Here is a 2,078-nt window from a genome sequence, read left to right as displayed (position 1 = left end):
GGCCGGCAATGGCAAGGACGACGACCAGTGCAGGGGACATCAGGAAGTTGGCGCCAATGGAAGGGTGAATTCGCGACTCGAAATTGCGATTTCCAGAGAGCACGGACGCAAGGACCAGCTCGGAACCTCCTGTGTCGATTGCTTGCTGTACCTCGGGCTTCAGTTCACCCGAATTTCCCACACAAGTGGCGCAGCCGTAACCGGCAAGATTGAAACCCAATTGATTCAATGGTTCCAGCAGACCGGCCTGATCCAGGTAGCGGTCTACGGCAATCGAGCCGGGCGTGAATGAACATTTGACGTGGCTTGGAACACGAAGTCCGAGTGCGATGGCTTTGCGGGCGACAAGTCCAGCCGCCAACATGCTCTTGGGATTGGCGGTATTGGTGCAGCTGGTGATGGCAGCGATAGCGATCGCGCCATTCCTGATATGTGCTTCCGCAGGTGCATTGTCAGTCTTTGCTCCAGGGGATGAAAGAAACGCTGCTGTCAGTTCCGACAAGCCGTGCACCTGGTCCGGACGGCTGGGGCCGGAAAACGACGGCTGAACGGCGCCCAGATCGAATTCGACAACGCGATCGAACAGAGGCTCCTGATCCGAATCGTCCAGCATTCCCTGTGCATCGAGATAGGCGCGCAAAGCGTCCGCGGATTCCCCGGGTAAATCGCTTCGTTTTGCTTGTCCCAGATAGTCGAGCGTGGACTGCGTGACCGGAAACAAGCTGCAAGTGGCGCCATATTCCGGCGTCATGTTGGCAATCGTCGATTTGTCGAATACGGATAGCGATGCCGATCCCGGACCGAAAAATTCGAGAAAATTACCGACTACGCCGATCCGGCGCAGAAAGGCCGTCAGATTCAAGGCAATATCAGCGGCGTAGACCCCGGCAGGAACCTCGCCGATGAGGCGAACGCCGGTGACGCGCGGCGTCGATAGCCAGAGCGGCTGGCCCAGCATTGCCGCCAAGGCTTCAATGCCGCCCACGCCCCATCCAAGGATGCCGAGTCCATTGACCATCGGCGTGTGGCTATCCGTACCGACCAGCGTGTCGAAGAAAATCTCATTGTGCTTGACGCGTGTTCCTGTCGACAGCACTTCGACGTTGACCTGGTGAACGATGCCGCGGCCGGGTGGCACAACGCGCAGGTTCGAGATCGATTGTTCGGCCCAACGCAAGAACTCATACCGTGACTTATTGAGACGATATTCGTCCATCAGATTTTCTGCGGGGGCTCCGGAGCTGCCGTGAGAATTGACTTGAAGAGAGTGGTCAACGACCAGATCCACAGGGATGACCGGCGAGATGCTATCCGCCGCAACGCCATGCTCCTCCAAGACATTGCGCAATCCTGCGATGTCGACGAGTGCCGAGATGCCTGCATAGTCTTGCATCAGGACACGGGCCGGAAAAAAGGGAATCGGCGTGTCATCGGAATCGCCTGACAAGTAAGATTCGATCAGGGTCCGGCTGGTTTCCGTACCATTTTCATGGCGAAGGAGATTCTCCAGCAGGATGAGCTTGGCCCGGGGCCATGAATGAATGGCGGGATAGGACTCCGCCAGTTTCTTCAGAGAGAAAAACTCAAGGGCGGGAAAGCCGGGTAGCGCTGTCCGGCAGCCGAATGAATCGAGCGAACGGGACACAGGGGGCGAACGGGACGGGAGCAGGTTGACGGACATCGGCAATCGGGAAATAACCCTGTCGCCCGGGAACGAGCCGAGCGACAGAGCGATGATTCGGGGAGGCGGTTTAACGGTCGCTTACACTTCCAGCCATTCCTGGCGGAGCGGCTGGTTGTCCTGCAGTTCTGCAGCAGTACCTTCAAATACGATGGTGCCATGGCCCATGACGTACAAGCGGTTGCAAACCTTGAGTGCAATATCAAGTTTTTGTTCGATCAGGAATACCGAGATACCGCGACGGGCGATTTCCTGAAGCAACTCCGCGATTTCCTGGACGATCTTTGGCGCCACGCCCTCGGTAGGCTCGTCAATCATGATCAGGTCCGGGTCGCCCATCAACGTCCGGCATAGTGTGAGCATCTGTTGTTCTCCGCCCGACATGACGCCAGCTGGC

Annotated in this window: 2 protein-coding genes; both read right to left on the bottom strand. The window is 57.6% G+C overall.

What is annotated here, in order from left to right:
* Window positions 1-1,681 (bottom strand): aconitase family protein (locus tag HLUSI_RS26860; protein ID WP_238533915.1); only part of this gene is annotated, 1,681 nt, incomplete at its 3' end.
* An 81-nt stretch (window positions 1,682-1,762) separates the two neighbouring features.
* A partial coding sequence (locus tag HLUSI_RS0104005; protein ID WP_029363102.1) for an ATP-binding cassette domain-containing protein occupies window positions 1,763-2,078 on the bottom strand: 316 nt, incomplete at its 5' end.

The organism is Herbaspirillum lusitanum P6-12, assembly GCF_000256565.1.
In the GTDB taxonomy this organism is placed as follows: Bacteria; Pseudomonadota; Gammaproteobacteria; order Burkholderiales; family Burkholderiaceae_D; genus Herbaspirillum; species Herbaspirillum lusitanum.
This window is presented reverse-complemented; position numbering and strand designations above follow the sequence as displayed.